Annotated in this window: 19 protein-coding genes; 11 read left to right on the forward strand and 8 right to left on the reverse strand. The window is 44.9% G+C overall.

The features are described from left to right. Positions 1 to 30 precede the first annotated feature (30 nt). The 5 genes from gshB to metK all read right to left on the reverse strand — a co-directional run bounded on the left by gshB (position 31) and on the right by metK (position 4401). Complete coding sequence (gene gshB / locus AACV32_RS10175) at positions 31 to 984, reverse strand: glutathione synthase (RefSeq protein ID WP_170895024.1); 954 nt, start codon at positions 982 to 984, stop codon at positions 31 to 33. 13 nt (positions 985 to 997) lie between these two features. Next, positions 998 to 1729, reverse strand: a complete 732-nt coding sequence (gene rsmE, locus AACV32_RS10180; RefSeq protein WP_017049524.1) for a 16S rRNA (uracil(1498)-N(3))-methyltransferase — start codon at positions 1727 to 1729, stop codon at positions 998 to 1000. Positions 1730 to 1837: 108 nt separating this feature from the next. Continuing rightward, complete coding sequence (endA, locus tag AACV32_RS10185) at positions 1838 to 2545, reverse strand: deoxyribonuclease I (RefSeq protein ID WP_094150972.1); 708 nt, start codon at positions 2543 to 2545, stop codon at positions 1838 to 1840. Positions 2546 to 2678: 133 nt separating this feature from the next. Beyond that, on the reverse strand, positions 2679 to 3179 hold the full coding sequence (locus tag AACV32_RS10190) for a SprT family zinc-dependent metalloprotease (RefSeq protein WP_170895023.1): 501 nt from the start codon (positions 3177 to 3179) through the stop codon (positions 2679 to 2681). 67 nt (positions 3180 to 3246) lie between these two features. Then, complete coding sequence (metK, locus tag AACV32_RS10195) at positions 3247 to 4401, reverse strand: methionine adenosyltransferase (protein ID WP_026027375.1); 1155 nt, start codon at positions 4399 to 4401, stop codon at positions 3247 to 3249. A gap of 329 nt (positions 4402 to 4730) precedes the next feature. Between metK and tkt the strand changes: the two genes are divergently transcribed. Then, positions 4731 to 6740: a transketolase gene (tkt, locus tag AACV32_RS10200; RefSeq protein ID WP_017049522.1), complete on the forward strand. Its 2010-nt coding sequence runs from the start codon at positions 4731 to 4733 to the stop codon at positions 6738 to 6740. A gap of 63 nt (positions 6741 to 6803) precedes the next feature. Here the strand turns inward: tkt and AACV32_RS10205 are convergent, their stop codons facing one another. Continuing rightward, complete coding sequence (locus AACV32_RS10205; protein WP_019282284.1) at positions 6804 to 7706, reverse strand: LysR family transcriptional regulator; 903 nt, start codon at positions 7704 to 7706, stop codon at positions 6804 to 6806. 143 nt (positions 7707 to 7849) lie between these two features. Here AACV32_RS10205 and AACV32_RS10210 point away from each other — a divergent pair, with 143 nt between their 5' ends. From AACV32_RS10210 to mscS, 5 genes are all read left to right on the forward strand, one after another. Beyond that, entirely contained in the window at positions 7850 to 9805 is a 1956-nt protein-coding gene (locus AACV32_RS10210; RefSeq protein WP_170895022.1) for a ligand-gated channel protein, read from the forward strand. A 199-nt stretch (positions 9806 to 10004) separates the two neighbouring features. Further along, on the forward strand, positions 10005 to 11030 hold the full coding sequence (gene epd, locus AACV32_RS10215) for an erythrose-4-phosphate dehydrogenase (protein ID WP_026027970.1): 1026 nt from the start codon (positions 10005 to 10007) through the stop codon (positions 11028 to 11030). A 148-nt stretch (positions 11031 to 11178) separates the two neighbouring features. Beyond that, entirely contained in the window at positions 11179 to 12342 is a 1164-nt protein-coding gene (locus AACV32_RS10220; protein ID WP_170895021.1) for a phosphoglycerate kinase, read from the forward strand. A gap of 153 nt (positions 12343 to 12495) precedes the next feature. Beyond that, positions 12496 to 13572, forward strand: coding sequence for a class II fructose-bisphosphate aldolase (gene fbaA / locus AACV32_RS10225; protein ID WP_017049518.1), 1077 nt, complete (start codon positions 12496 to 12498; stop codon positions 13570 to 13572). 233 nt (positions 13573 to 13805) lie between these two features. Next, positions 13806 to 14732: a small-conductance mechanosensitive channel MscS gene (mscS, locus tag AACV32_RS10230; protein WP_164996748.1), complete on the forward strand. Its 927-nt coding sequence runs from the start codon at positions 13806 to 13808 to the stop codon at positions 14730 to 14732. Positions 14733 to 14806: 74 nt separating this feature from the next. Here the strand turns inward: mscS and AACV32_RS10235 are convergent, their stop codons facing one another. Further along, positions 14807 to 15439, reverse strand: coding sequence for a LysE/ArgO family amino acid transporter (locus AACV32_RS10235; protein WP_017045435.1), 633 nt, complete (start codon positions 15437 to 15439; stop codon positions 14807 to 14809). Positions 15440 to 15561: 122 nt separating this feature from the next. On the opposite strand from AACV32_RS10235, the gene AACV32_RS10240 reads away from it, so the two are divergent. The 3 genes from AACV32_RS10240 to AACV32_RS10250 all read left to right on the forward strand — a co-directional run bounded on the left by AACV32_RS10240 (position 15562) and on the right by AACV32_RS10250 (position 19290). Further along, positions 15562 to 16458 (forward strand): LysR family transcriptional regulator ArgP, encoded by an 897-nt coding sequence (locus AACV32_RS10240; protein WP_017045436.1) that lies wholly within the window; start codon positions 15562 to 15564, stop codon positions 16456 to 16458. A gap of 102 nt (positions 16459 to 16560) precedes the next feature. Then, positions 16561 to 17253, forward strand: a complete 693-nt coding sequence (locus AACV32_RS10245) for an oxidative stress defense protein (RefSeq protein ID WP_026028482.1) — start codon at positions 16561 to 16563, stop codon at positions 17251 to 17253. A gap of 165 nt (positions 17254 to 17418) precedes the next feature. Further along, a complete protein-coding gene (locus tag AACV32_RS10250; RefSeq protein ID WP_017049515.1) occupies positions 17419 to 19290 on the forward strand; it encodes a sensor domain-containing diguanylate cyclase in 1872 nt (623 codons plus the stop codon). A gap of 103 nt (positions 19291 to 19393) precedes the next feature. Here AACV32_RS10250 and pykF read toward each other — a convergent pair whose 3' ends face one another. Next, on the reverse strand, positions 19394 to 20806 hold the full coding sequence (gene pykF / locus AACV32_RS10255) for a pyruvate kinase PykF (RefSeq protein ID WP_026027602.1): 1413 nt from the start codon (positions 20804 to 20806) through the stop codon (positions 19394 to 19396). Positions 20807 to 21230: 424 nt separating this feature from the next. Between pykF and AACV32_RS10260 the strand changes: the two genes are divergently transcribed. Further along, positions 21231 to 21992: a DeoR/GlpR family DNA-binding transcription regulator gene (locus AACV32_RS10260; RefSeq protein WP_013857797.1), complete on the forward strand. Its 762-nt coding sequence runs from the start codon at positions 21231 to 21233 to the stop codon at positions 21990 to 21992. Positions 21993 to 22079: 87 nt separating this feature from the next. Continuing rightward, entirely contained in the window at positions 22080 to 23912 is a 1833-nt protein-coding gene (glmS, locus tag AACV32_RS10265) for a glutamine--fructose-6-phosphate transaminase (isomerizing) (RefSeq protein WP_170895020.1), read from the forward strand. The last annotated feature ends 45 nt before the right edge of the window (positions 23913 to 23957 follow it).

Below are 23957 nucleotides of genomic sequence, written 5' to 3' on the forward strand. Positions count from 1 at the left end.
CGCAAATTACTGGGCAAGAGTTTGCCCAGTTCAGCATGACTTGTTGATTCGACGCTCAATCGCGTCCATCAACTTACCGGTAATTGAGATATCAAAGGCGGCCTCTATTTCACGAATACACGTAGGGCTCGTCACGTTGATCTCAGTGAGCTTGTCGCCAATAACGTCAAGTCCGACAAAGATTAAGCCTTTTTCTTTCAATGTTGGAGCAATAGTTTGAGCAATTTTTTTATCGGTTTCGCTTAGCGGACGCGCTTCACCACGGCCACCAGCTGCCAAATTGCCACGGGTTTCACCTTGTGCCGGAATTCGCGCTAGGCAGTAAGGCATTGGTTCACCATCGACCACTAAAATACGTTTATCACCGTTGCTGATGTCAGGTACAAAAGTTTGCGCCATACAGTAGTTTTGGCCGTGGTTAGTTAATGTTTCGATAATGACAGATACGTTTGGATCACCCTCTTTAACGCGGAAGATAGATGCCCCGCCCATACCGTCTAACGGTTTTAAAATCACATCACCATGTTGCGCGCGGAAGGCTTTAATTTTTTCCGCTTTACGCGTCACTATGGTGGTTGGCGTTAGTTCAGGGAACCATGCCGTAAACAGTTTCTCATTGCAGTCACGTAAGCTTTGCGGCTTATTGACGATTAATGTTCCTGCTTCTTCTGCGCGTTCTAGAATGTAGGTTGCGTAGATATATTCAGTGTCAAACGGCGGATCTTTACGCATCAACACTGCATCGAGTTCAGCCAGTGGAATAGTTTGCTCAGATAAAAACTCATACCAACCATTCGGATCTTCTTTCAATGTCACCACTTTGGTATCGGCAAAAGCGACACCTTGATCTAAGTGTAGATCATTCATCTCCATATAGTGGATTTCATAACCACGACGCTGCGCTTCTAGCAACATGGCAAAGCTGGAATCTTTTTTGATGTTAATGGACGAGATAGGGTCCATGACGATACCAAGTTTAATCATTGTTTTTCTCCGGTTAGCCAAGATCGCCAAAGCGAACTTGAAGAGCAGTAATAGCCGTTAAGGCCGCAGTTTCAGTACGCAGTACGCGTGGACCTAGCAAGGTTTCTTCAAAATGGTACTGTTCACTCATGCTAATTTCTGATTCTGATAAGCCCCCTTCAGGGCCAATCAACAAACGGACTTTATTGATGGGTTGAGGCAGGGTATTAATCGAATACTTCGCACGTGGATGTAAGTTGAGCTTGAGCGCATCACTGGGTTCGGCACACCACTCTTCCAACTGCATAATTGGGCGGATCAGCGGCACTATATTGCGGCCGCACTGCTCACAAGCGCTGATTGCAATTTTTTGCCACTGTTCAAGTTTTTTCTCAAAACGTTTGGCATCTAATTTCACGCCGCAACGTTCAGAAATCAAAGGCGTGATGGTATTGACGCCAAGTTCGACCGATTTTTGAATGGTGAACTCCATTTTGTCTCCACGCGAGATCACCTGCCCAAGGTGTAAATTAAGAGGCGATTCACAGCTGCTTTCGACTCTTTTCAACACATTGACCAGCACATTTTTTTTGCTGACCTCGGTAATTTCCGCTGGAAATTCCGCGCCACTGCCATCAAAAAGCAGTACTTCTTGGCCCGCTTGCATGCGTAACACCCGGCCAATATGCCCAGCCGCATCATCATTGAGAGCAATAATGCTTGAGGGTTGAAGAGGAGTCGGATGATAAATTCTAGGGATACGCATGGATAGTTCCTACCTGACGTTGAATAGCCATTAACATGGATGCTTTACACTGAAAAAACAAGGGGCAAGGGCGAGTTTCAATCACGAAAATGGCCCACAAAAAGTACCTTATGAACGGCACTGTTGCTGCACAAATGGGTTGTGGTTGCCTTGAACTTTGGCAATTCGCTGATCGCGTTTGCATTCCCACTCATCGGCTGGGTATTGGCGATTCCAAGCTTGCATTAGTTGTGTTTGGGACTTGGATAACTGAAAGCCATAGTTTTGGCTCATGTACAGATAGGTACGAGCAATTGAGCCACGTGCTCTATCGGGTGGCATGACTTTGCGTTGTTTAAAATCGACCTGCATTTCACAACGGCCATAGCTTTCACCTTCTACGCCATTCCACTGACTGAAATTGTAGTTTGAACGATCGCCGTTGACTTCGCCAATCGCCGGCGTCAGGTTGTGGAGATCAGCTTCCATCGAACGAAAAATAGTATCATTTTTGGTGCAATTTTTACGCCCACCTTGTTGCCAGCACTGACGCTGGTGGCCAAATTGCCAAGCAGGGACGACGTGTTCCCATTCAATACGGCTGGCGCGAGTTTGTTGTTTGCGAACTTGGTAACCACAAGTTTGTAAGTCGGGCGTGCCTTTCTTACCTTGCCATGCAATGTCACAACCGCAGTAAAAGCTCACTGGATGATCATGATAGATTTTCAATGCTTCTTTTTTAGCTTGAGAAAAGGAAGCGGGAGGCGCAGCTAGGGCACAAAACGAGAACAAAGCTAAGCTGCTATTCACAAGCAATAAGCGAAAATAGGACATCATTTAGACTGATATAAGTATGGTTTTTATTAGTCTAACACTCAGATTAAAGAATAATAAATGATGTTTTTGTTGTTAATTGTAGATGGGTGTAACCACACCGCTGTGGATTCAAGTAGCAGCAACCAAAGTTTATTTATGAAAGCTGCACGCCAGTAAAATGGAGCGTTTGTGCACAGTGTTGGCAGCGGTAGGTGGCTTGATTGCGCATCACTTTATTGTGACGACGGACAGTGAGCGGATAATGCGCACAAGCGCAGTGATATTCAAAGGTTTTGCCTTGCACAGAAGAGACTTCAAAGCGATGAGTGGTATTGGCTGGTAAATGAAACACTTGATTCATCACGGCCTGCCACTCTTTACCGTGTGGACGAACACGACCATAGCGCTGGTAGGTAATTAGGTGGGCGATTTCATGTGGGATCACTTCATCGAGAAAGGCGCGTTGATTTTCAGCAAACAGCACTGGATTCAGTCTGATTTCCCAACGTTGTAAATAAGCCTTACCTGCCGCCTTTCCCCGTAACTGATAGCTGATACTCGGCATAGGGAAGTCGTGTTGAAAATAGTGACGAGCGGTTGTGATGCACTGTTTTGCTTTTACTTGCACACGGTAATGTAGCTCAAAATTAGGCACAGATTCATTCCTAGAAAAAAGCCCTTGCGAATGAGCAAGGGCTTACAAATTTAAACTAGGTTGAAAATTACTTCAAGCCAGCAAAGTCACGCAGGATGGCGGCTTTGTCAGTCGCTTCCCAAGGAAACTCTTCACGGCCGAAGTGACCGTAAGCGGCGGTTTTCTTGTAGATCGGTTGCAGCAAATTGAGCATTTCTTGTAGGCCGTATGGGCGTAGGTCAAAGTGCTGGCGTACCGCTTCAATGATGATTTCTTGTGATACTTTCTCAGTACCAAAGGTTTCGACCATGATTGAGGTTGGATCTGCGATACCAATCGCGTATGACAACTGAATTTCACAGCGGTCAGCAAGGCCAGCTGCTACGATGTTTTTCGCTACATAACGCGCCGCGTAGGCTGCACTACGGTCTACTTTTGATGGATCTTTACCAGAGAATGCACCACCACCGTGACGCGCTGCGCCGCCGTAGGTATCAACAATGATCTTACGACCAGTTAAACCACAGTCACCCATTGGGCCGCCAATCACAAAACGACCGGTTGGGTTGATGAAGAATTTGGTCTCTTTGCTAAGCCACTCGGCTGGCAACACAGGCTTAATGATCTCTTCCATGACGCCTTCGCGTAGGTCAGCTGTCGAGATAGAGTCGCAATGTTGCGTTGAAAGAACGACTGCATCAATTCCGACAATTTTACCTTGGTCATATTGGAAGGTAACTTGAGATTTTGCATCAGGACGTAGCCAAGAAAGCGTGCCATTTTTACGCACTTCTGCTTGTTTTTGCATCAAGCGGTGAGCGTAGGTGATTGGTGCTGGCATCAGGATTTCAGTTTCGTTGGTCGCGTAACCGAACATAATACCTTGGTCACCGGCGCCTTGTTCTTTAGGGTCGGCCTTATCAACACCTTGGTTGATATCAGGTGACTGTTTACCAATGGTATTCAAAACAGCGCAAGAATTGGCATCGAAACCCATCTCTGAGTTGACGTAACCAATTTCACGAACGGTTTGGCGAGTAAGCTCTTCAATGTCTACCCATGCAGAGGTCGTGATTTCACCACCAACCATGACCATGCCGGTTTTCACGTAAGTTTCACAAGCAACACGCGCTTTGATGTCTTGTTCTAGAATCGCATCCAAAACTGCATCAGAAATTTGGTCTGCAATTTTATCTGGATGGCCTTCTGAAACGGATTCAGAAGTAAATAGGTGCTTAACCATGAGAGCTCCACTTTTAATCGTTGGACTATGGCAAGCTTCGCTCACCATCGTTATTCATTAGTTTATGTAGGTGTTTCTACATCTAGACGTCTATTCTAGTTTTGAATGGTCGAATTACAAGTTATTTTTACGCCTGTCTGTAAACCAAACGTTTGCTTAAATTTAGATGAAAAATTGGAGTTTGGTTTTTTATCCTAAAAATAAGCGCTAAAGAGCACTATTTCTCCAGTAAAACGTTTGCAGTGAGAAAAGTGCTTTGAGAGAATAGCCGCGCTATTTTCAGCCCATTTCCGTTAATTTGAATTCGCTTAATGCACTCAGGAGCAGACATGTCTTCCCGTAACCTTGTTTCTAATAAAGAACTCGCCAATGCCATCCGTGCTCTTAGTATGGACGGTGTTCAACAAGCTAACTCTGGTCACCCTGGTGCACCGATGGGTATGGCGGATATCGCTGAAGTGCTTTGGCGTAGCCACTTAAACCATAACCCACAAAACCCACAATGGGCTGACCGCGACCGTTTTGTGCTGTCGAACGGCCACGGCTCAATGCTGATTTACTCTTTATTGCACCTGAGCGGTTACGCGCTGTCGATTGATGATTTGAAAAACTTCCGTCAATTGCACTCAAAAACACCGGGTCACCCAGAATACGGTTACGCGCCGGGCATTGAAACCACCACGGGCCCACTAGGCCAAGGTATTACCAATGCGGTCGGCATGGCGATGGCTGAAAAAGCACTGGCGGCGCAGTTCAACAAACCGGGTCACGACATCGTTGACCACTTCACTTATGTGTTCATGGGTGATGGTTGTTTGATGGAAGGCATCTCGCACGAGGCGTGTTCTCTGGCGGGAACACTGGGCCTTGGCAAACTGATTGCGTTTTGGGATGACAACGGCATCTCTATCGATGGTCATGTGGAAGGCTGGTTCTCTGATGACACGCCAAAACGTTTTGAAGCGTATGGCTGGCATGTTATTGCTGCGGTTGATGGACATAACGCTGAAGCGATTAATGCCGCGATTGAGGCTGCGAAAGCTGACCCTCGTCCAACCTTGATTTGCACCAAAACCATCATCGGTTTTGGCTCGCCAAACAAAGCGGGCTCACACGACTGTCACGGTGCCCCTTTAGGCGCTGAAGAAATCAAAGCAGCGCGTGAATTCCTGGGTTGGCCGCATGCACCTTTCCACATCCCTGCCGACATTTACGCGCAGTGGGATGCCAAAGAAGCTGGCCAAGCGAAAGAAACAGATTGGAACGCCAAGTTTGAAGCTTACGCCGCCGCTTACCCAGCCGAAGCCGCTGAGTTCAAACGCCGCGTAAATGGCGAGTTGCCAGCAGAATGGGAAGCGAAAGCGAGTCAAATTATCGCTGACCTTCAAGCTAACCCAGCCAATATTGCGTCACGTAAAGCGTCACAAAATGCGCTGGAAGCGTTTGGTAAAATGCTGCCAGAATTTATGGGCGGCTCGGCGGACTTGGCACCGTCTAACCTCACCATGTGGTCGGGCTCTCAGTCGCTCACGGCGGAAGACTTCTCGGGTAACTACATTCACTATGGTGTGCGTGAATTCGGTATGACTGCCATCATGAACGGTATCGCGCTGCACGGTGGCTTCGTTCCTTACGGCGCAACCTTCCTGATGTTTATGGAATACGCCCGTAATGCAATGCGTATGGCCGCGCTGATGAAGATTCAGAACATCCAAGTCTACACTCATGACTCGATTGGCTTGGGTGAAGATGGCCCAACCCATCAACCGGTTGAGCAAGTGGCTTCACTGCGTTTGACACCAAACATGAGCACATGGCGTCCGTGTGACCAAGTGGAATCAGCCGTCGCATGGAAGTTGGCGATTGAGCGTAAAGATGGCCCATCAGCGCTGATTTTCTCTCGTCAAAACCTAGCGCAGCAACCACGTAGCGAAGCGCAAGTTGCGGATATCGCGAAAGGTGGTTACATCCTAAAAGAGTGCGCGGGTCAGCCTGAGCTTATCCTGATTGCCACTGGCTCTGAAGTTGAACTGGCGGTAAAAGCTGCAGAGCAACTTACAGCCGAAGGTAAGAAAGTGCGCGTAGTTTCGATGCCATCGACCGATGCGTTTGATAAACAAGACGCAGCCTACCGCGAAGCCGTACTACCAGCCGCCGTGACTAAGCGTATTGCAATTGAAGCAGGTATCGCGGATTTCTGGTACAAGTACGTTGGTTTTGGCGGCAAGATCATCGGTATGACTACCTTTGGTGAGTCAGCACCAGCGGATCAACTGTTCAAAATGTTCGGCTTTACAACTGAAAACGTGGTGAAACAAGCACAAGAGCTGCTTGCTTAAGTCTTCTTATTTTTAATGCAAAAGCCCAGCGAGTCATTCGCTGGGCTTTTTTGATCTTGATGTTTATGGTGCTTTCCATTCCTCAGGACAGGCTTGACGTAGCGCGTCGATAAACAGACGCAGTTTGAGCGGATGTCTGCCTGCTGGATAATGACAACTAATTTCAGTGGGTGGCGACAACCATTCTGGCAAACATGCTTGCACACTGTTTGGGTGCGCTTGTTCAAAGCCTTTGGCAAACCATGTTGGCAGTAAGCCGATGCCTCTTCCTTTGGCTATCGCATCCGCTTGCATAGCTAAATTGTCACTCTGCAAGCGGCTTGTGAGCGCAGGTAAAAGATAGCTGCCGTGAATAGGATGGATGAGAGCCAAAGCTTCTTGGCGAAAAGCGATAAAATCAATCCAAGGATGTTTGACTAGATCTTGTGGATGCTCTGGCATGTCGTTATTGGCAAGATAGTGTGGCGACGCATAAGGTGAATATTGCCAATGGCCGAGCAATTCACGTCTCCAGCCTTGTTGAGCAAACGGGCCAATCCAAATCAGTAAATCAGGCTCAAGATGCGACTCTTCTGCCACATATTGGCTGTAGAGTCGAATGTTGATTTCGGTGTGGGTTTGCATGAACTCATCCAATACGTTGCTCAACCAGCCACGAATTAAGTTCGGATGAACCACCAAGGTCATTTCACCGCTGATTTGGTTATTAAACTCTTGCAGTGCTTCATGGCTTTTTTCTGCTAATTCAAGCAGTTGTTCTGTATAGACTGCAAAAACTTGCCCAGCTTTAGTCAAAGTTAGACGGTTGCCTTGCCGAGCAATTAAGGCTTGTCCGAGATCGTTTTCCAAAGACGCCAAACGTCGACTGAGGGTGGACTTAGGCTGTTCCAGCGCTTTCGCCGCCGCAGTCAGGCTTTTGTATTGACAGAGAGCATGGAAAGCTTTGATCGCACTGAAATCATGCATAAGTAAAATGGCCTTTTAATCTAATCATCACTGTGTTCCATATTCGGTATCGACCATTCCATCTGTCTATCTATCTCAATCATCAAAATTATGAATAATCCACTCCTGAAATTAATAATCATTATCATTTAAAGGAGTGGTACATGTCCAGACTCAATCCGCTGAATGTTGCAATTACTGTGGCGCTCGGGTTATTCACCTCATCACACGTGTTCGCTGAAGAAATTCAATCTTATGAGAAATTAGTGGTGACGGCGGCTGGTTTTGAACAAACACAAGCGCAGGCTCCAGCGAGTATCAGTGTGATTACACGAGAAGAGTTGCAATCACGTTATTATCGTGATGTAACCGATGCACTGCGCAGTGTGCCGGGCGTGTTGGTGACTGGAGGTGGTGATAAAACAGACATTAGCTTGCGCGGTATGAGTTCAAACTACACCTTGATGTTAGTCGATGGTAAGCGTCAATCTTCGCGTCAAACTCGACCAAATAGTGATGGCCCAGGTATTGAGCAGGGATGGATGCCACCACTGCAAGCCATTGAACGAATTGAAGTGATTCGTGGCCCAATGTCGACTTTGTATGGCTCAGATGCCATTGGTGGTGTGATCAACATCATCACACGAAAAGATAATCAAGAGTGGTCAGGCAGTGTTCAGTTGGATACGGTTTTCCAAGAAAATCGCGATTCTGGCGATCAGAACGGCGTCAACTTCTTCCTGACAGGGCCACTGGCCGACAATCTTTCTCTGCAAGTTTATGGACAGAGTACCGAACGCGATGAAGATAAGATTGAACGTGGCTACCAAGACAAAAGCTTAAAAAGTTTAACTTCAAAGTTGAACTACCAACTTAATGAGCAGCATGATCTGACTTTTGAAGTGGGCACTTCCGCACAAGATCGCCGAGGCAATGTGGGGTTATCCGTGCCAACGACAGGTTGTAAAGGTGGGTGCGAAGACAGCTTAAACGAATACCGTAGAACCTATATTTCCCTTTCTCACCAAGGGGATTGGGGCGACTATGGTGTGTCGGATACTTATGTCCAACGTGAAGTAAGTAACAATAAAAGCCGTGAGATGGAGATCATCAATACGGTGGCTAAATCAAGCTTAGTGGTGCCATTGACTAACAATACGGCAACCGTAGGCATTGAGGCTTCACATTCAAAGTTAGAAGATTTCACCTCAAATAAAGCCTCTGATTTAACTCAGATTGAAAGCACTCAATGGGCGGCGTTTGTTGAAGACGAGTGGCGCATGACCGAGTCGTTTAACCTAACCTTAGGTGGCCGTGTTGACCACGATGAAAATTATGGTTCTCATTTTAGCCCAAGAGCGTATGGCGTGTGGACCATCAATCCAGCGTGGATTCTGAAAGGTGGCGTGGCAACGGGTTTTCGTTCACCGCAGCTCAGAGAAGTCACGCCAAATTGGGCGCAAGTGAGTCAAGGCGGTAATATTTACGGTAATCCAGACTTAAAACCCGAAACCTCGATTAACAAAGAGTTGGGGTTGATGTACCAAAATGGAGAGGGTCTTAACGCGAGTTTGACTTTCTTCCATAATGATTTCAAAGACAAAATTACCCGTGTTGTGTGCCCAAGCAACGTCTGTACTGCAGGCCCGAACGAGTGGGGCTCTGATCCCACTTATCGAGTGAACGTTGATGAAGCGTACACGCGTGGGGTCGAAAGTACGCTCGGTTTACCTATCACAGAAACGGTTTATTTCAACGCGAGTTATACCTTTACTGACTCAGAGCAAAAAACCGGAAAATATCAAGGTATGCCACTTGAGCAACAACCTGAACATCGCTTCAGCGCTGATATTGATTGGCAAGCGACTGACAACTTGAGCAGTTGGTTGAAGCTGACTTATCGTGGAAAAGAGAGCAACCCAGTCACTGGCCCTTCTCGTAGCAGCTTGATTGAGCCAGCTTATCAGTTCATCGATACTGGCATCACTTACGCGCTTTCTTCTCAAGTAAGCTTGAAAGGTGCGATTTACAATCTACTCGATGAAGAAATTTCATACCAAGAATATGGCTATGTAGAAGATGGACGTCGTTATTGGTTAGGTATTGACGTTAACTTTTAAACCATCAATACCGCAAATGAAATGGCTCCCGTTTGGTGAGCCATTTTTTATGGTCATCTTTCTTGTCGTAGCCGCCGTTGCTTGTACCTTGAGTCCGTTTAGAAACGGAATCTTTTGCGACAACTGATGGCTTGGGGTGTTGCTCTTGGTCGCTATCGGTTACTATCTGTACCACGAAAAAAGTTAAGACGATGGAATGATGCTTAAAGTCGCGATCAATGGTTTTGGGCGTATCGGGCGCAACGTGCTGCGTGCGATATATGAAAGTGGAAAAAGTCAGCAGATAAAAGTGGTGGCGGTGAATGAGCTGGCGCTACCTGATGCCATGGCGCACCTACTGCAATACGACACTACTCATGGTCGATTTGGTAAAAAGATCACCAATGATCAAGAGCATATCTATGTTCATCATGGGCTGGATGAGTATGACTCGATTCGAATTTTGCACCTTAGTGAAATCAAACTTCTGCCATGGCGCGATTTAGGCGTTGATATTGTGCTCGACTGCACGGGGGTGTACGGCTCAAAAGCCGATGGTTTGGAGCACATTGAGGCAGGCGCAAAGAAGGTACTCTTTTCACATCCAGGCTCACATGATCTCGATAATACAATCATTTATGGGGTCAACCATGAGACGCTAACCGCAGAACACCGCATTGTGTCAAACGGATCCTGTACCACCAATTGCATTGTACCGATTATTAAAGTGCTTGATGAAGCGTTTGGTATCGATTCAGGAACCATTACCACCATTCACTCGTCAATGAATGATCAACAAGTGATCGATGCCTACCACACCGATTTGCGTCGAACACGTTCTGCAAGCCAATCCATCATTCCAGTGGACACCAAGTTGCACAAAGGAATTGAAAGGATCTTTCCGAAATTTTCTAACAAATTTGAAGCGATATCAGTGCGCGTACCGACAGTTAATGTCACCGCGATGGATTTGAGTGTCACAATTAATACAAATGTGAAAGTTAATGACGTAAATCAAACCATTGTTAACGCATCTCAGTGTACATTACGTGGCATTGTTGACTATACTGAAGCTCCGCTTGTTTCCATCGATTTTAACCACGATCCCCATAGTGCGATTGTTGATGGTTCACAAACAAGAGTGAGCAACGGGCAGCTTGTTAAAATGCTCGTTTGGTGTGATAACGAATGGGGCTTTGCGAATCGCATGCTGGATACGGCACTCGCAATGCAAGCATCCGAGTAGTAGCAGGATGATGGAGATTTATTTATTTTCAGGCTTGAAATAAATAACTCAAATCTCCATATCGATAACCAGTTTGAAGAATTTATAGGCTCGGCAAGGTTGCCGGGTTTCCAAAAACTTTATTTATTAATATTTGAGAGGACAAACCATGTCTGTAATCAAGATGACCGACCTGGACCTAGCAGGTAAACGCGTATTTATCCGTGCTGACCTAAACGTACCAGTGAAAGATGGCAAAGTAACTTCTGATGCACGTATTCTTGCATCGCTACCAACAATTCAGCACTGCCTAGCGGCGGGCGCTAAAGTGATGGTTACTTCTCACCTAGGTCGTCCAACTGAAGGCGAATACGCGGAAGAGTTCTCTCTACTACCAGTGGTTAATTACCTAAACGACGCGCTAGATTGCGAAGTGAAACTGGCAAAAGATTACCTAAATGGCCTAGAGCTAAACGCAGGTGAGCTTGTTGTTCTAGAAAACGTTCGCTTTAACAAAGGCGAGAAAAAGAACGAAGAAGAACTATCTAAAAAATACGCCGCTCTTTGCGACGTATTTGTGATGGATGCATTTGGTACGGCTCACCGTGCACAAGCCTCAACTCACGGCATTGGTATGCAAGCACCTATCGCTTGTGCTGGTCCACTATTGGCAGCAGAACTTGAAGCACTAGGCAAAGCCATGGATAACCCAGAGCGTCCATTAGTGGCTATCGTTGGTGGCTCAAAAGTGTCTACTAAACTAACGGTTCTAGAATCGCTATCTAAAATTGCTGACCAACTGGTTGTTGGCGGTGGTATTGCTAACACTTTCATCGCAGCAGCAGGCCACAACGTAGGTAAGTCTCTATATGAAGCAGACTTGCTTGAAACGGCTAAAAAGTTGATGAAAGAGTGTTCTATTCCAGTAGCAACAGATGTTGCTTGTGCAAAAGCCTTTGATGAAAACGCAGAAGCGGAAATCAAAAACGTGGCGGATGTTCAAGATGACGATATGATTTTCGACCTAGGTCCAGACTCAACCGCACAACTGGCTGAAATCATCGCTAACGCAAAAACCATTCTATGGAACGGTCCTGTTGGCGTATTTGAATTCAAAAACTTCGAAGCAGGTACAAAAGGTATCTCTGAAGCGATTGCGAAATCTGCAGGTTTCTCAGTGGCTGGTGGTGGCGACACACTGGCGGCAATCGACAAGTTCGGTATCAAAGCGGATGTCTCTTACATCTCTACTGGCGGCGGTGCATTCCTTGAGTTTGTTGAAGGTAAAGTACTACCAGCGGTTGAAATGCTAGAAGCACGCGCGAAAGCTTAATGACTAATGAAAGCGGGAGTGATTCCCGCTTTCTTGTTTGCTGCACGTGTGTTTTTATTCTGATAGAATGACGCCAGTTGTGAGCAAACGTTTGCAAGAATTTAAACTTAACTGTTTTATTTTTAAAACGATAGAAAAAATAGGATCAAATCCATGTCTAAGATCTTCGATTTCGTAAAACCAGGCGTAATTTCTGGCGATGACGTACAGAAAGTATTTGAAGTTGCAAAACAAAATAACTTTGCTCTTCCTGCAGTAAACGTAGTGAACACTGACTCTATCAATGCGGTTCTTGAAGCTGCATCTAAAGTTAAAGCGCCAGTGGTTGTTCAGTTCTCTAACGGTGGAGCGGCTTTCTTTGCTGGTAAAGGCGTTAAACTTGCTGGTCAAGGTGCACAAATCCTAGGTGCGGTTGCTGGCGCGAAATATGTTCACGCTGTAGCAGAAACTTACGGTGTGCCTGTTATTCTTCACACTGACCACGCTGCGAAGAAACTACTTCCTTGGATCGACGGTCTACTAGACGCAGGCGAAGAGTTCTTCGCTCAAACTGGTAAGCCTCTATTCTCTTCTCATATGCTAGACCTTTCTGAAGAGCCTCTAGAAGAGAACGTTGAAACTTGTGCGAAATACCTAGAGCGTATGGCTAAAATGGGTATGACTATCGAGATCGAACTAGGTTGTACTGGTGGCGAAGAAGACGGCGTTGACAACTCAGACATGGATTCATCTGAGCTGTACACTTCTCCTGAAGACGTAGCTTACGCTTACGAGAAATTGAGCGCAGTGAGCCACCGTTTCACTATCGCAGCTTCTTTCGGTAACGTACACGGTGTTTACCAAGCGGGTAACGTGGTACTGACTCCAACTATCCTACGTGATTCACAAGCGTATGTTTCTGAGAAATTTGGCCTTCCAGCGAACTCTCTAAACTTCGTATTCCACGGTGGTTCTGGTTCTTCTGAAGCCGAGATCAAAGAGTCAATCAGCTATGGTGTTATCAAAATGAACATCGATACTGATACTCAGTGGGCAACTTGGGACGGTATCCGTCAGTACGAAGCTGAAAACCATGATTACCTACAAGGTCAAATTGGTAACCCTACGGGTGAATCTGCGCCAAACAAGAAATACTACGATCCACGCGTATGGCTACGTGCTGGTCAAGCATCGATGGTTGCTCGTTTAGAGAAAGCCTTCGCTGACCTTAATGCGATCGACGTACTATAAGTTCATTTATCTGGACTAAGTGATGAACCCGCTCAATGAGCGGGTTTTTTTATGACCGAGATTCAGACAAAATGACTGGCGGATTGTTAAAATATTGCTTAACCTCTAACAAGCTCATATCAATGCTTCCAAGTAACTATTTGTTTTGTCAGTGTTTACATAAAACTGACTTTGCAACATAACCAAAGTGAGATATTGTGCCAAAAAACTGACACTCTACTGTCAGTCGTTTTTTGTCTTTGATGTTCAGTGGTAACAACAACATTCAAAATGATTTTATAAAGAGGAAATGCAATATGTCAGGTGAATCAATGGGCATCGAAGCTCCATTAGTCGATGGTTTAGCGCAAGCCAATACTTGGCTGACCAATAATTCAGATCTTTTGATACAATACGGCGTCAATATTATTTCCGCTATTCTGATCCTATTTATCGGTAACATTGTTGTTAAAGCTGTCGCTGGAAGTGTTGCCAAGGCTCTGAAAAAGAAAGACATGGACAAAGCAGTTGTTGAGTTTGTTCATGGTCTAGTCCGTTATACGCTATTTGTAGTGGTATTAATTGCCGCTTTAGGTCGCATTGGTGTGCAAACCGCTTCTGTTGTGGCCATTATCGGTGCGGCTGGATTGGCGGTTGGTTTAGCGCTACAAGGCTCCCTATCAAACTTTGCTGCGGGCGTTTTGATTGTGGCATTCCGCCCATTCAAATCCGGTGATTACGTGGAAGTGAGTGGTACTGCTGGATCGGTTGAATCGATTCAAATTTTTTCAACAGTACTGCGCACGCCTGACAATAAAATGGTGATTGTGCCTAATGGTTCGATCATCAGTGGCCCAATTGTTAACTATTCACGCCATGACACTCGTCGTATTGATTTGGTGATTGGTGTTTCTTATAAGTCCAATCTGCAAAAAACCAAGGAAGTGCTGGCTAAAGTAGTCGCGGCAGAGCCTCGTTTGTTGAAAGATCCTGCACCGACTATCGGTGTAATGGCCTTGGCCGATTCTTCAGTCAATTTTGTGGTTCGTCCTTGGGTGAAAACGACAGAGTATTGGGCTGTTTATTTTGATTTGTTACAAGCCATCAAAGAAGAGTTAGATAAAGAAGGTATTGAGATCCCATTCCCACAAATGGATGTTCATCTGAATAAAATGAATTAATTCATTTTCAATCAAGTGAAAAGGGCATGAAATGATTATTCAGTTCATGCCCTTTCTTTTTGTTGGTTATACACTTACACCAGATATTGAATTGCCAGCCCTTTTGCAAGGATAAAGGCGATGCTAAACATCATTGCAGCCACGGCCATGTCTATTCCTTTCTTCACGTTAGGCTTTGAGAGCGTCGGCCCCAGCTTCGCAGCACCAATTGATAAAGAATAAAACCATACAAAAGAGGCCATCATGGTTCCTAGCGCAAACGCGATGCGATCATGGCCTTCAAACTGACCACCAATCGATCCCAAAATCACAACCGTATCTAAGTATAAATGTGGGTTAAGCACAGTAACGGCTAACGCGCCCAAAATAACCGTTCGTTTACCACGTGCGATCACTTCGCCATCCGATTCATTAGTGCTTGTTGAAGTGAAGGTACTCCTTAAAGAAATAAATCCATAAAATGAGAGAAAAGCAACACCGCCTAAGGTAACCGAGGTCAGTAAGATTTCGTTACTTGAGAGTAGGGCACCGCCACCAAATATACCCAGAGAAATAAAAATCACATCCAGTAGACTACAGATGGTCGCCGTCGTTAAGTGGTGATTGCGCTTAATTCCTTGGTTTAGCACATAGGCATTTTGTGCACCAATAGGAATAATCATCGTTGCACCTAATCCAAAACCTTGTAGCAAAATCCACACATTCACAGCTCACCTCATCGTAATAATTCAATACAGTGAGCGCACAATAGCGAGAGTATAAAAATAAGTATAATTAATGATTTTAATATTATATTAGTAATACTAATAACCATAAAAAGGAGCCTAGGATGAGAGGGCTAGATTACAAATGGATTGAGGCATTAGATGCGGTACTGCAACAAGGAAGCTTTGAACGAGCCGCTGAAAATCTCTATATTTCACAATCGGCTATTTCTCAAAGAATCAAGCAACTAGAGAGATTTATCGCCCAACCGGTCCTGATTCGAGAGCAGCCACCAAGGCCAACGCTGGTGGGAAAAAAATTGCTAGGGTTGTATCGTAGGGTGTGTTTGCTTGAAAATGAACTGGTGCCTGAATTGATGAATGAGGAGAATACGCGGCCTGTTTCAATAGCTATTGCCACTAATGCGGACAGTTTGGCCACTTGGTTACTTCCTGCGTTATCGAATACGATGAAAACGCGGCAAGTTGAGTTGAACCTGACAGTTTTCGGTGAGTCACGTACGATCGAAAAAATTAAAAATGGCGAAGTAGCTGGCGCAATAAGCTTAGAATCGCAAGCCATTCCTGGTTGTCATGCTGACTACTTAGGCCGAATGGACTATGTGTGTGTTGCCAGCCCGGAGTTTTATCAGCGTTATTTCTCTCAAGGTGTGAACTTTCATACCTTAAAAAAAGCACCAGCGGTATCGTATGATCAGTATGATGATCTGCATAAAAAATATTTGCATGATCACTTCAATGTGCCAAGAGATGCCGTCATAAACCATACCGTGGGTAGTTCAGAAGCTTTTGTTAAATTAGCCCTATCCGGTGCGGCGTATTGTTTGATCCCTCGCTTACAGATAGCACAAGAGCTCGAAATAGGCACGCTTACCGACATTACACCAGGGTTCATTTTAACCAACCGTATTTATTGGCATCATTGGCAGTTAGAAACGGGAATATTACAGGAAATTTCTCAGGCCATCGTTCAATATGCTCGCCAAGTGTTGCCGCAATGATAAAAGTTCAACGTCAAAGTTGTGTCATTTCATAAGCTATTAACTGTGCTTATATAGAGTATCGCCTATGATGTATTCACCCATTTGAGTAAGGTAACTCCCATGAAATTAATGATAAGTGTAACGCTATTATCTGGATTGCTCAGTTTTGGTTCTATGGCGCAGGAAATGAATTTTCCTCATCTTTCAACGACAGGTTATGGTGAAGTCGTTGCGGCACCTGATATGGCTGAGTTTTCAGTTAAAGTGGTTGAATCGACGCTGACGGCGGAGCAGGCAAAAAGAGCGGTCGACAAAGTGGTAGAAGCATTTGTGGCGCGTTTGAAAGAATCCGGTGTGACTTCCCAACAAATATCGAGTTCAAATCTCTACCTTGCCCCTCAATATCACTACCCTAAGTCCGGCAAGCCTGAGTTAGTGGGTTATCAAGCAACAAGAAGTGTCACGGTTGAGGTTGAAGATTTAAGCCAGCTTAATCAATACCTTGATGTAGCGCTCGGTGAGGGCATTAACCAAGTCGACAATATTCAACTTAAAGTTCGGAATCAAGAGCAATACCAGCAACAAGCTCGGCTAGCGGCGATTCAAGATGCGAATACCAAAGCACTATCATTGGCGGAAGGATTTAAGTTGAAATTAGGTGATGTGTGGCAGATAGACTACAACTCGCCCAGCGTGCAGCCGATTATGATGCGTGCTATGGCAATGGATGCAAAATCTGAATCTAATAGTTACCAAGACTCGACGCTTATTATTCGCGATAGGGTGGACGTAGTCTATCAATTAAACAACTAAGCCCTTTCCTAAGCTACTGATTAATTAGTTAATTTAAAATGGATAAAAACGAGCCTTTACTTCCATAAATTGATTGTATTATTAATCGGTAGCTTTTTGTTTTGTCTATTTTTTAAGATGCTATAATCCGCTCATCACTATTTAGGGTTAATATTTAGACAAGTCATGAGATACACAAAAATAATCAGCATCCTTCTCATCATTTGTTTCTTATTCAGCGCAATAGTGACTGGGTATTACTATCAGCGCTACCAAGAAGTGAAAGACAACGCAACGCAAAACACGGTAGCGGAGGCGTTTGATCAACTCAATGAAAGTGAGCGACAGTATCGGGGGTTGAAAGCTCAGGTCGGTTCCATTATTGATTTGCTTAGTCGAAGCCAAAGTTTGTATGAATTTATTTTTTCTCCTTCAGAGATAAACCGGCAGCATCTTGAAAATATATGGTCTTCTGTTGCTGAAAAGCAGACATGGTATAGTTCGATTACACTTTTGGATTTATCTGGGCATGAGCGACTCCGTATTGATCATTCTGCGGACAACCCTTTAGCCTCTAGTGCAAAAAATCTTCAAGACCTGTCACATCATGGCTATATTGCCTTTGCAGAAAACCTGTCAGAGGGAGAAGTGGGTGTATGGGGCATTGCATTGGCTAGTGCTCGAAGTGCTGCGGCTATACAGCCGATGCTATGTGTGATCACGCCAGTTACCGTATTAGGGGAACGAAAAGGCTATTTAGTCCTCAATGTTGATATTTGGTCACAATCCTCGCGTTTAAATCATGTCCGTGATCCACAATTAACTCCTGAGCTTATCGGCGATTCAGGTTTCTATTGGTCTTCCAACGATAAAACCAAATTATTTGGAGACTTATTACCGTCCAATCAATACGTGAATCTTGCACTTCTGCTACCGAAAACTTGGCAGCAGATGCAGACAACTCCTTCTGGCTATGTATTCGAAAATGGCAAGGTTACGGTTTATAAAACCCTTAAATTTGCTTCACTGAAACCTGTTTTTTTGATGATTCAACTCACCGATGAGCAACTAGAGCATCGAGCGAAGCGTGACGTCAACGATTTAATCAAAGAAGCTTTTTTTGTCTTCTTCGTTATACTCATTTTTGCGCTTCCCATGGTTTCCATGGCGTTGCATTACCATCATCGAAGTATTGAAAGCAAACTGGCAAGAGCGGCCTTGAATGGTATGTCTGCAGTGATGATCTCAGACAGAAAGCACAAAGTGATGATGGTTAATGGCGAATTTGAAAAGATTACAGGTTTGACTATTGACGAGATAAAAGGCAGTAACGCATTAAAGTTACTGCTCAGTCCAAATGGTATGGAGTTTATGCTCGAGGTGCTTGAAGAGGTATCGCAGCAACATTTCTGGGAAGGTGAAGTAGAAATGGTCAATACACAAGGTGAGACTCTAACCGCCATCATGAGAATTCAAGCGATTAAAGAGGCGACTAAAGTCAGTTATTACATCACCTCTTTAGTCGATATTACTCAGTACAAAGTCTTAGAAAACCGATTGCGAGAATTGAGTGAAAAAGATGCGTTAACTCAGCTATGGAATCGGCGTAAATTTGAAGCAGAATTGCAGCATCATACGCACATCATTCAACGTTATCCCGAAAGCCATCATGTTTGCCTCGTCTTAATTGATATTGATTACTTTAAACGAGTGAATGATGAACAAGGACATGATGAAGGTGATCGCGTCATTATTAAAGTTGGTGAGATTTTGAGCCAAACATTGCGTGCCACGGATTTTCTGGCACGTATTGGCGGTGAAGAGTTTGCGATTATTATGCCGCACACTTCTGTCGAAGAGGCGGAGATTGTCTTGAACCGCTTACGAGTCGCAGTAGAGGTAGAGCAAAGTCTTACCGTGACCATCAGCGCTGGTTTTACTGACTTAACCGCAGATGGTAAACGCTCGTATAAATGTGCTGACATTGCTTTATATGAGGCGAAAACCTTAGGACGAAATCGAATTTCACTGTGTAAAAGCAGTGATGATCTTGCTTAAGGCATACCACAAAGAGTGATGGGTTTGGCAAATAAAGCGTAAATAGCGGAAACAGAAAAATCGGGGCAAGCCCCGATTTTTCTGTTTCTAGCTTACGTTTCTATTATAGAACGTGAACAGAAGCTGTGTTGGTTGTACCTGAGGCAACAAGTGCACCAGAAACCATCACTACGATGTCACCCTTCTTGCCTAGACCAGAAGCCAGTGCAATCTCTTTACCATTGATGTAGAACGCATCAGTGCTGTCGATAGTATCAACAACAACCGGTGTTACACCTTTAGTCAGAACAAGTTGAGCGGCCGTTTTCTTGTTAGTGGTTACGGCAATGATGTTCGCAGTTGGGAAGTACTTACGCACTGAACGAGCTGATTTACCCGCTTCAGTTGCGACCACGATAAGTGGAGCCGCCAATTTCTCAGCAGTATCTACCGCACCTTTACATACGGCTTCAGTAATGCGTAGGCGTGGGCTGTCTAAACGAGAACCCAACTCAGCTTGTAGAACGCGGTCTGTACGAGCACAGATTTGCGCCATGATAGTGACCGCTTCAACAGGGTATTTACCTTTTGCTGTTTCGCCAGAAAGCATCACTGCATCTGTACCATCCATTACCGCGTTGGCTACGTCGCCAGCTTCTGCGCGAGTTGGACGTGGGTTCTTGATCATTGAATCAAGCATTTGAGTTGCTGTGATAACCACTTTACGTGCGCGGTTACATTTTTCGATCATCATCTTCTGTGCAAAGATAACTTCTTCAGCAGGGATCTCAACACCTAGGTCGCCACGAGCAACCATGATACCGTCAGAAAGCTCAAGAATTTCGTCGAAGTTATCAACGCCTTCTTGGTTTTCAATTTTAGAGATGATTTGGATATCTGCGCCACCGTTTGCTGTTAGCAGTTCGCGGATTTCACGTACGTCGTCAGCTTTACGAATGAAAGAAGCCGCAACAAAATCAACGCCTTGCTCACAACCAAATTTAAGGTCTGCTTTATCTTTTTCAGAAAGAGCTGGAAGGTTTACTGAAACGTTAGGAAGGTTAACACCTTTGTTTTCACCTAGCGCGCCGTTGTTCAGCACTTTACATTTCACTTCAGTTTCTGTGGTTGCAATCACTTCCATTTCAATCAGGCCGTCATCAACCAAAATTTTGTTACCTACAGTAAGGTCTTTAGCAAAACCTAAGTAAGTCACGGCAACTTTATCTTTGTTACCTACAACAGTTGCATCAGTAGTGAAAGTGAAATCCTGGCCAGCCACGAGATCAACGTCATCACCATTTTCTAGTTTGATGGTACGGATTTCAGGACCTTTAGTGTCTAAAAGGATCGCAAGCTGTTTACCAGTGTTTTCCATTACTTTACGGAAGTTCGCAATACGAGTGCCGTGTTCTACGAAGTCACCGTGAGAGAAGTTCAAACGCATAACGTTCATGCCAGCATTCACTAGCTCAGTAAGCTTCTCTACAGATTCAGTTTTAGGGCCAATCGTACATACGATTTTGGTCTTTTTCATGGAAGGTTCTCTCCGGTAAATATGATTACAATTTGAAGTTGGTTGAGTGTTCTAGCGTCATCACAAGCGGCAATTTTTCTTATCTATTACCCAACAATATTGATGTGATTTTGTGACATTAGAGCTGAAAGTCTTTCAACAGTTTAGTCATTTTATGACCAAGCATTGTCGATTTTATAGCGTTATTTTGCCACTTATTGAGTTTAAATCGGTTAAGTTGCAAAAGAATAACAGTCAATTCTGTAATTTTTTTTCTTTTCGGCGCGAATTCTACCACCTAATGAGTTCAATATCACTGCCTAAGAATTGTCTTAGGACAAGGTTTTAGCGTGAATTATTAATTTTTTAGATCGAAATAAATAGACAATAAAGTTTCGATTCGATTAATATTGCTTTCGATTCGTAATCTTGAAGAAAAATATAAATGTCGAAACGAAATACACAACTGAGAAGACATACCATCGCTAACCTTGTGAATGAACAGGGTGAGGTCAGTGTTGATGCACTCTCTGCTCAGTTTGAAACCTCAGAGGTGACGATTAGAAAGGATTTGGCCTCTTTAGAGAAAAACGGTCAACTCTTACGCCGTTACGGTGGTGCGATTGCACTGCCTAAAGAGGTGGTCAATGATGAGTTTAATCCTAAAGTTTCGAATCGAAAGATAAAGCTGGCTAAGGCGGCGGCTAAGTTAATTCGAGACCACAATCGCATCGTTATTGACTGTGGTAGTACTACGGCAGCATTAATTCAGCAACTGAATGATAAACGCGGTTTGGTTGTGATGACCAACTCATTGCACGTAGCGAATGCCCTTAATGAACTAGAAAGTGAACCGACACTATTAATGACGGGCGGTACTTGGGATACCCATTCCGAGTCCTTTCAGGGCAAAGTGGCTGAATCTGTACTGCGTTCTTACGATTTTGACCAACTGTTTATTGGCGCTGACGGTATTGATCTTGAACGTGGCACCACCACCTTCAATGAACTGATTGGCCTGAGCAAAGTGATGGCCGAAGTCTCACGAGAAGTGATCGTGATGATCGAATCAGACAAAGTTGGCCGAAAAATTCCCAACCTTGAGCTCGCTTGGGAGCATATCGACGTGTTAGTGACCGATAACGATCTAACCGTTCAAGATGCCGCATTGATTGAATCGCACCAAGTGCGAGTGATCCGAGCCTAATTAACCCCTATTCAACCATTCCTAAATAAAGGCCTTCGCTTGCGGCTTTAGGGATGAAGCATAAATCTAAAATGGAGTAAAAACCTTATGTGTGGAATCGTCGGTGCAGTAGCACAACGAGATGTGGCTGAAATTTTAGTGGAAGGACTACGCCGCTTGGAATACCGCGGCTATGATTCAGCCGGTGTTGCTGTGGTGGATAGTGCGAGTCAATTAACGCGCGTTCGTCGTTTAGGCAAAGTGCAAGAGCTAGCCGATGCAGTCGAAAAACAACATGTTGCCGGAGGCACTGGCATTGCGCACACACGCTGGGCGACACACGGTGAACCTTCCGAAATTAATGCTCACCCACACATGTCGGGCGATATTGCGGTTGTGCATAACGGCATTATCGAAAACCATGAAACGCTACGTGACGTTCTGCGTGAACGCGGCTACCTTTTTGAATCGCAAACCGATACCGAAGTGATTGCTCACCTTGTTGAGTGGGAACTGCGCACGGCCAGTTCACTGCTTGAAGCGGTGCAAAAAACGGTTAAACAACTCGAGGGTGCTTACGGTACTGTGGTACTTGATCGCAAAGATCCAAGCCGTGTTGTGGTTGCTCGCTCTGGTAGCCCGATCGTGATCGGTTTTGGTGTCGGTGAGAATTTCTTAGCTTCAGACCAATTAGCTTTGCTGAATGTTACACGCAGCTTTATGTATCTTGAAGAGGGTGATGTTGCGGAAGTTACGCGCCGCGATGTGACGGTTTTTGCTGCAAACGGCGAACAGGTGACGCGTGAAATTAGCGAATCTAACGCAGAGCACGACGCTGGCGATAAAGGTAAATATCGTCATTTCATGCAAAAAGAGATCTTTGAACAGCCAACGGCATTGATTAACACCATGGAAGGCCGCATCACCAAAGACAGCGTAGTGACAGAAAGCATTGGCGTGAACGCTGCCGAAATTCTTAGCCAAGTGGAACATGTACAAATCGTCGCTTGCGGAACGTCGTACAACGCAGGCATGACAGCGCGTTATTGGTTTGAAGCATTGGCAGGCGTGAGTTGCGATGTGGAAATTGCCTCTGAATTTCGCTATCGCAAATTTGTGACTCGTCCAAATAGCTTGTTGATCACGCTTTCTCAATCCGGTGAAACGGCAGATACCTTAGCCGCTTTGCGCTTGGCGAAAGAAAAAGGTTACATGGCCGCGATGACTATTTGTAACGTAGCGGGTTCTTCGCTGGTTCGTGAATCTGACTTTGCATTCATGACTCGCGCTGGAACAGAGATTGGTGTGGCGTCAACCAAAGCCTTCACTACTCAGCTTGCAACCTTGCTAATGTTAGTGACCGCTCTTGGTAAACAAAAGCAGTGCATTAATAAAGAAAAAGAGGCGGAAATTGTTGAAGCTCTGCATGCACTGCCTGCACAAATTAATGCAGCCCTTGCCTATGAAAAGCAGATTGAAGCACTGGCTGAAGATTTCGCAGATAAACACCACACTCTATTCTTGGGCCGTGGTGAGTTTTATCCTATCGCGCTTGAAGCGTCATTAAAGCTGAAGGAAATCTCTTACATTCATGCTGAAGCATACGCGGCAGGCGAATTAAAGCACGGCCCATTAGCACTGATTGATGCTGATATGCCCGTTGTCGTGGTTGCGCCAAATAACGAGCTGTTAGAGAAGCTAAAATCTAACATTGAAGAAGTACGTGCTCGTGGCGGTTTGCTGTATGTGTTTGCCGATCAAGACGCTGGCTTTGCGGCTGATGAAACAATGAAAATCATCACCATGCCACACGTGAGTGAAATTACCGCGCCGATCTACTACACCATTCCAATGCAGCTTCTTTCTTATTATGTTGCTTTAATCAAAGGTACGGATGTCGACCAACCTCGTAACCTGGCCAAAGCCGTAACGGTTGAGTGATACAAGGTGGTTAGAGCGCATATTTGTCGGAAGACAATAAAGTAT

Source organism: Vibrio sp. B7 (assembly GCF_963888765.1).
Classification (GTDB): Bacteria; Pseudomonadota; Gammaproteobacteria; order Enterobacterales; family Vibrionaceae; genus Vibrio; species Vibrio anguillarum.